2 protein-coding genes and 1 pseudogene are annotated in these 6,756 nt (G+C 50.0%); all 3 read right to left on the bottom strand.

Going from position 1 to position 6,756, the window contains the following annotated elements; all coding sequences use genetic code 11:
- Positions 1-396 precede the first annotated feature (396 nt).
- Positions 397-683: pseudogene (locus FB593_RS25375) on the bottom strand (ATP-binding protein); the annotation flags it as partial.
- 677 nt (positions 684-1,360) lie between these two features.
- Positions 1,361-3,352, bottom strand: a complete 1,992-nt coding sequence (locus FB593_RS25370) for an RNA-binding domain-containing protein (protein WP_145167277.1) — start codon at positions 3,350-3,352, stop codon at positions 1,361-1,363.
- A gap of 803 nt (positions 3,353-4,155) precedes the next feature.
- On the bottom strand, positions 4,156-6,447 hold the full coding sequence (locus FB593_RS25365; protein ID WP_145167276.1) for a methyl-accepting chemotaxis protein: 2,292 nt from the start codon (positions 6,445-6,447) through the stop codon (positions 4,156-4,158).
- Positions 6,448-6,756 lie beyond the last annotated feature (309 nt).

The following is a 6,756-nucleotide window of genomic DNA, read 5'->3' as shown; positions in this document are numbered from 1 at the left end:
GCCGAAAAATCCTCCGTTCTCCCTGGCATCCACGTCGGCATAAGTGGGGAATTTTACTTCGGCACTTCTGGGGAAAATTCACGCGGTATTGACACAGCTCACCGGACGCTCACGCTAAGGGCATACCCCATAGCACGGAAAAGCCGGTTAGATCAGCCGACTTCGTCTATGACGCCGATGAAGGCACGACGATGACTCCAGATCGCTTTCGTCGACGGTGGGGAAAATTTGCGACCATTATTCCCGACGCCACCGGGTCAGCAAAGACCGCGATAATCATAGTGTCGAGCCGCAGCAGAACCCCGGCGAGACCCCTCCAGACTTTCCTCAACTATCCTGATCTTCTCTTCGTTCGTCCAATCCCGACGACGGCCAAGATCATCGGCAGCGAGAACCTCAACGGGTGAAATGATTGTAGAGGATGACATAAGCCATGGAGTTAAGGACAATCATCGAAATCGGGCAGACAGCCCTAGGTGGAGGCATACCTTTGAAGCGCCAAGATTCGTTTCCGTCTCGACGGTTTCGCAATGGTGGGTCAGACGGTCGAGTAGTGCTGTCGTCATTTTGGCATCACCGAACACCGATAGCCATTCACCGAATGCCGGGTTCGTCGTGACGATAGTAGGGGTGCGCTCATAGAGCCCGCTGATCAGGTGGAATTGAAGCTGACCGCCCGTTTTCAAAGATGTTCAAGACGGAAGCTGTGAGCTTCATCGTGACATTATCTAGTAGAGGGTCTCGAGCGCCAGGCAATGGCGCTAGAGATTGAACGAGATCCATCATGGGGAATATTGCCTCCACGATTTGAGACGATCAGCGATAGCGTCCAATTCACAAACTAATCTAGAATAGTCCTCATTGCCGACCGCGTATCTTTTTCCCTGAACGACGGTGTCAGTTATTCTTGTAAATATTAGTCGCGTTTGTTCCGATTGCTTTACGTTGATGCGAGATGGATTTACGCTAGAGACATACTTCGACAATGCGGCCACTGCGAGCTGTGTATGAAGGTATCGCCTATACCCCGTGTGGGACAGATCATTGTAAGCAAAAGCTGAATTGAGCATGGAACCTTGATCCCCCCCAGAAGCGCCTTCCGCCTGGATGAAGGTATCCGTCAAGACTGCAAAATGCGCGTTTAGGCGTGAAACCTCGACTTCTTGGAACGAGTTGATCTTCCCGTACGCAATGCGTATTGCGTTGAATGTGAGCTCAGAAGCGTCTTTTCTGCGATTTGCAGAGATCATGATTTTTGCAGTCTCTGCCATTGCTTCAACATAAATTATCAGATTATTTTTCGGGTAAGCAATGTGATTTGGTTTTTTTCTAAAATATTCGACCAGAGATTTCCAATCCTCTATTCCGTATTTGACGTCCACATAGAGGCTATCAAGCTCTGGGCGTGTACAGCCATTATTGATAGCAAACTCGACGCTGGAATTTGCGTCGTCCAAAGCCGGAGTGGATATCTCCAATGCTGTGCGTGCAAAAAGACAATGAGCGTCCGGATTTTTTTATTTTCCTGTAAAATCAGTTTCGCTTTATCGAATGCGTCTTGCGGGCGGCTGTTCTTCAGTAGTCCGATAACTGCGTGGATACTTTGCGCTAGGCTCGCAGGTGTCTTGTTCCTTTCTTTCTTGATCCTTGCGCAATCGCGCTCGATATTTAGAGAGGTCTGACCGAGCTTTTCCTTAAGAGGAGCGATTACAGACACGAGTTCGCTCGAAGCTGAGAACGTTGGCACAATCCCTTTATTGTCAACTGTTGATACGAGGTGGAATTTCTGGAGTTCACCAGTTAGGTCGTTGAAGCGGCGAACTGGAAACATTAGAGCTTCTGATAACTCGGATATACTCGCCTTTTCTAGTCGAATTATCGCCAGCAGGGTCGATGCGGCGTGATGAGAAAGCATTTGAAGCTCTCTGGAGAAAGCAAACTCTCTAATGTCCTCGCCAAGCGAACCTGTCCATTTAGTGGGCAGCGTTTTCGGGTCTTCACCCAATGATATCAGCCGGATCATTGATGACGCGAACAGGGGAGATCCTGAAGAAACCCGAAAATAATCATCCACCAACGAATTTTTCAGTTTTGCAACTCTGAACTGAGTAGAGACATTGTCCACGTGCTGGTCAAATGCAGATTTGTGCAAGCCGCTAATCTTCATCACGGCCGTCGGCGATAACCCTTGGTCTAGCCGCGATGTGATAAGAGCCCGTGAAGGATGATGTTCTCGCCCAACGGTTCTGAGTATCAAGTTGTTGATTTCGGATACACAAAGCCTCTGTTCAACTTCAGACAAGCTATCAATATCGTCGATAACGAACAGCGTAGGGCACATTGCCAAACAATCCAAAAGAAGGTCTTGGAGCTCTGTGACAGTTGCATCTTCGTCGCTGGCACCTTCACCAACAAAGTCTGTTAGCATTCGATTCAAAAGTGATAGAGTGTCTGTGTAGTCGTACTTGGTCATATCAACCATTGCACCACGAAGAGCTGCAAAAGTTCGACGCTTGGCACTATACCATAATATTTTTTCAATTCCGGGATACTTAAAGTCGACTACTTCCTGTACAAATTGTCTTGCGAGAGCGGTTTTTCCTAGTCCACCTATACCGGTAATCATCCTCGTCGGATAATGCGGGCTGGAAAGCCAAGACCGAAGCTGAGATAGCTCCTCTTCGCGCCCGACAAATTGAACAAGTTCCGCATCAGGCGACGGCAAATGGTGTTTGATTGCGCCACTTCGTTTTTCTGTTTGAGCAATACCAAAAACTCTGTCAGACAAAAGGAGCTTCCAGTCTGATATCTCCTTGTTCGCCGGTCGACACTTATCGTCGGCTCTTATATAGATGTCTCCGACTGAATAAGGCTTTTGCGATCCTAGCCCCGATGGAGTCTTGATAAACCGAACGGGATCTAAATGGGCAGGCCGCTTTGGTATGTGTAACAGCACAATCCTCGCTCCGGACGTCCTGTGCACTTGAGCAAAACATTTGAATGATCCACTTGTGTAAGCAGATATCAGGTCATTGAGCTCCGAAGCATCAACAATTTCATTCGTTCCGACGAGGGGGCTATCTTTCTTTTCATCAATTCCCGATATAATGTATCCACCATATCCGTTGTGAAACGAGACGACGTCCTTAAGTAACTCGTGGTACTTGAGTTTCTTGTCGGTTTGCTCGAGATTCTCACCAATGATTTCGCGTTTGTAGTCCCACATTTCGGATTCTGTACCCAACGGGATTCCGTTGGGTATTATTGTGTCGATGACTTTTCTTCCGATGTCTTCCTCCACGATCATTTTACTGACTGAGGTCTTTATACTTGATATGGAGTTGCTGATCATCAACGGCCCTTCGCACGAAATCTAAATTGTCTGCAAAGCAGAGTTGTTATTCGTCTTATCGACGCCAGCCGGGTTTCGTCAATCATTCATAAAGCGATGACCAGATTGCCACAAAACTTCAACAAATAATGGTGCAACTTGATGCGAAATCCTTGAGGCAGGTTGGGTCAATCGCCGGATTGTGGAAACCTGAATGCGACAAGTACTGCTTCGCACCTGGACGGTTCGTGGTTAACTGTCATCAGACCTTAAATCGCTTTATGATAGAATTCCATTGTGATTCAGACGGATAGCGTCTGTGACTACTGTGTCACCGGTCCATTTCCAATCAAGGCGAGAAGGTCGGAACCGATAGCGGATGTTGATAGATTGGGTTTCAGAGCTTGTTTGCTAGCCGATCGCCAATCTGCGGCTGATTATGAAGACTGCACTACGAAGTCTGCTTGAGCCGGCATGCCGCCACTCCTTCAATTGATATCTTCAGCATAGTCACCCGGCAGGACGACGAGACGGTTGATCCTCACAGGCATGCCCCAAAATGGCTGTGCGATAGGATCATTCGGGCGCTCGTTCTTTCCTGTTCGCCGCTGGGGTGGGACTGTTTTTCTCGAGGACGTCGAAGTCCCTGTGGTTTCTCAAACGTAACAATAGCGTCGATCCGCTCCTATGGCACTGATTTTGAGATTATTATCAATGATATAGGTGGTTTGACGAAGTAAGCTTTGAATCGGTTTTGTCAGGTGTAGGGAGGACGTTGAAAGTCCTCCCTCCTGTCATACGCAATTTTAACTGTTACCGACCGGCTAGCCGCCAAAGGCACGTGCGACAGTGCTCCCAAGCCTTCGGGCTGCGGATGCTACCGGCCGATGCTCAATTTCAGAAACGGCGACAGGACGACGGAGAGGCTCGCCAGAGGTGCGGGTCTTGTCTACATTAAACTGTGCGATTAGCCGGTGCAGTTCGCCCGCTTCCGTTGCCAGTTCATGACTTGCAGCGGTCTGCTCTTCCACCATAGCTGCATTTTTTTGCGTAGCCTGATCAATGTTGTTAACAGCTTCGCTAATTTCCTTCAGGCCTGTTGATTGTTCTCGCGATGAGCGAACGATAGCCGCTACGTTCTGATCGATCTCTTGGACTTGGTTTATGATTTCGAGCAGAGCGGTCCCCGTCTCGCCAACGAGTTCAACGCCGATGTTGACGTGATCTCCGGACCTTGAAATTAGTGCCTTGATTTCACGGGCGGCGCCTGCCGACCTTTGAGCAAGCTCCCGCACCTCTTGAGCGACGACGGCAAAGCCTTTACCCGCTTCTCCGGCTCGCGCCGCTTCCACACCGGCATTCAACGCGAGAAGGTTGGTCTGGAACGCGATCTCGTCGATCACTGTTATGATGTTCGAGATTTCACGTGCAGAGCTCTCGATACCAGTCATAGCAGCGATGGCGCGCTTGACGACGTCTCCAGATTTCTCCGCGCCGTATCGCGTCTGCTCAACGAGAACGCCAGCATCCTCAGCACGTCGTGTTGCATCCTTAAGCGAACTGGAAATTTCCTCAAGTGCTGCGGCAGTTTCCTCGACAGAAGCGGCCTGCTGCTCTGTGCGTTTAGCAAGGTCGTCGGAGGCGGTTCTGATCTCGGAGGAACCGGCGCGGATTACGCTCGCAGTGTTTCCGACTGATGCCAAAGTAGTCCGAAGTTTAGCCACCGACGTGTTGAAGTCATGTCGCAACTGGTCTAGCGAGCCTGCAAATGCCTGATCGATACTGTGGGTCATATCACCATCAGCGAGCTTGTTAAGGCCTTCACCGAGCGCTTCAACTGCAGCGCGCGTCTGGCCCTCGCGCTCCTCCGCCTCCTCTACGCGTTGGCGGCGTTCCTTTTCCGTAAGCGCACGATCGCGCTCTGCCTCCTGCTCCAATCGGTTTTTGGCGACAGACGCATCACGCAAAACGGAAAGGGAGCGCGCCATTTCGCCAATCTCATCGTTGAATGCCGACTGCGACAAGTCGACATCAGTCTTTCCACGAGCGATATCGCTCGTCGCAAGTATCACACTTTCAAGACGCTTCCGGATACGCGACGCGAGGTACCAGCCGACGACAATCATCAAACCTGCAGCAACTGCGATGATCATTATGGAAGCGATGGCCAGAGACCTAACCTTCGAGAAGACAACTGCCTTTGGAACGCTCGCGACAATGAACCAGGTCTCATCTGCAGCAAGTGGTACCGTAACAGCAACGGAAATAAAGGGAGTGCCTTCGCGATCCTTTATCTCGTAGGCTTTGCCTGGATTGGAAATCATGTCTTGCCAGGACTTTGTGTCCAATCCGGACTCTGCCAAAGCCTTCCCGAGGGTCTCTTTGTCAGGATGGCTTATCACATTCCCCTTGGGGCTTAGTAAGGCGACATAGCCTGCTCCGAGCGGCTTCAGTTGAGCAACCTCGCCAGTTAAAGCCTCAAGCGAACTATCGATCCCAACGCTGCCCACGAATTTTCCATCAATTGAAATGGGGGTCACGAATGATGTCATCGTGACCATCTTGTTTCCAATCTTGTAAGCGTAGGGCTCGGTCAGCAAATCCTTGCCGGATGCCTTGGGTACAAGATAGAAGTCACCTGCACCGGGTTTGTCGTAGTCTGCGACCGCTGAAAGATCAACTTGCCCATCGCCTCGGCTCACATAGGGAACGTAGCGACCGGTATCGTCGTGCCCTGGCTTGTTGCGAAATTCCGCGTCCTTTTTGTCAAAGGCATTAGGCTCCCAGATCAGCCCAATTCCGACGACGAAGCTGTTGTCCGTCAGGAGCTTCCGCATGATTTGGGTCGTGTCTTCGCGGCTTGGATGTTCCATCGACGACGCCAAGGACGCTACGGTGGAGCTGATATTCCAGCCAAGTTCGGTGACTCTCGCAAAATGGGTTTCAATCTTTCCGGCGCTTGCGTGGGCCGCTCCGATCAGCTCCGACACTGAACGCTCTTCCACAGCTCGATATGACATCCAAAGTAGGATGCTCGCGGTGGCGACGGTGGTCGCTACCCCCGCGGCAACCAGTGCGAGCATGTTTCGAGCAATTGCTGTTTTGGGCACTAACATCACATTTTCCTCAACTAATGTAGCAGCCGCCCCGTCACTATTGCTGATAACAGCGTGATGGGAGCATCTACTATAATGCTGAGCAAAATTGAATAAAATCTGGTAAATTATGTAATATTATTTTTGAAAAACGAGAATATCTCAGATATCTACGTCAATTCCCGCGAAAAACTTCAATAAGTTTTTCGCGCCGAGATATTATACTTCTACTACATCTGCGTAGGCCTAAGGCAGGGCAGATAAATCGGAGATCTACTATTAGGTAGCCCCACAATTTTCTGCTCTGCCTTTGGACTATTCAACACGTTC

The organism is Rhizobium sp. SJZ105, assembly GCF_007828365.1.
Classification (GTDB): Bacteria; Pseudomonadota; Alphaproteobacteria; order Rhizobiales; family Rhizobiaceae; genus Agrobacterium; species Agrobacterium tumefaciens.
The sequence above is the reverse complement of the archived record's forward strand: the minus strand, read 5'-3'. Positions and strand labels throughout refer to the sequence as shown.

Coding starts and splice junctions, on each gene's coding strand:
- FB593_RS25370 (WP_145167277.1), bottom strand. CDS start 3,352: ATGATCAGCAACTCCATATCAAGTATAAAGACCTCAGTCAGTAAAATG.
- FB593_RS25365 (WP_145167276.1), bottom strand. CDS start 6,447: ATGTTAGTGCCCAAAACAGCAATTGCTCGAAACATGCTCGCACTGGTT.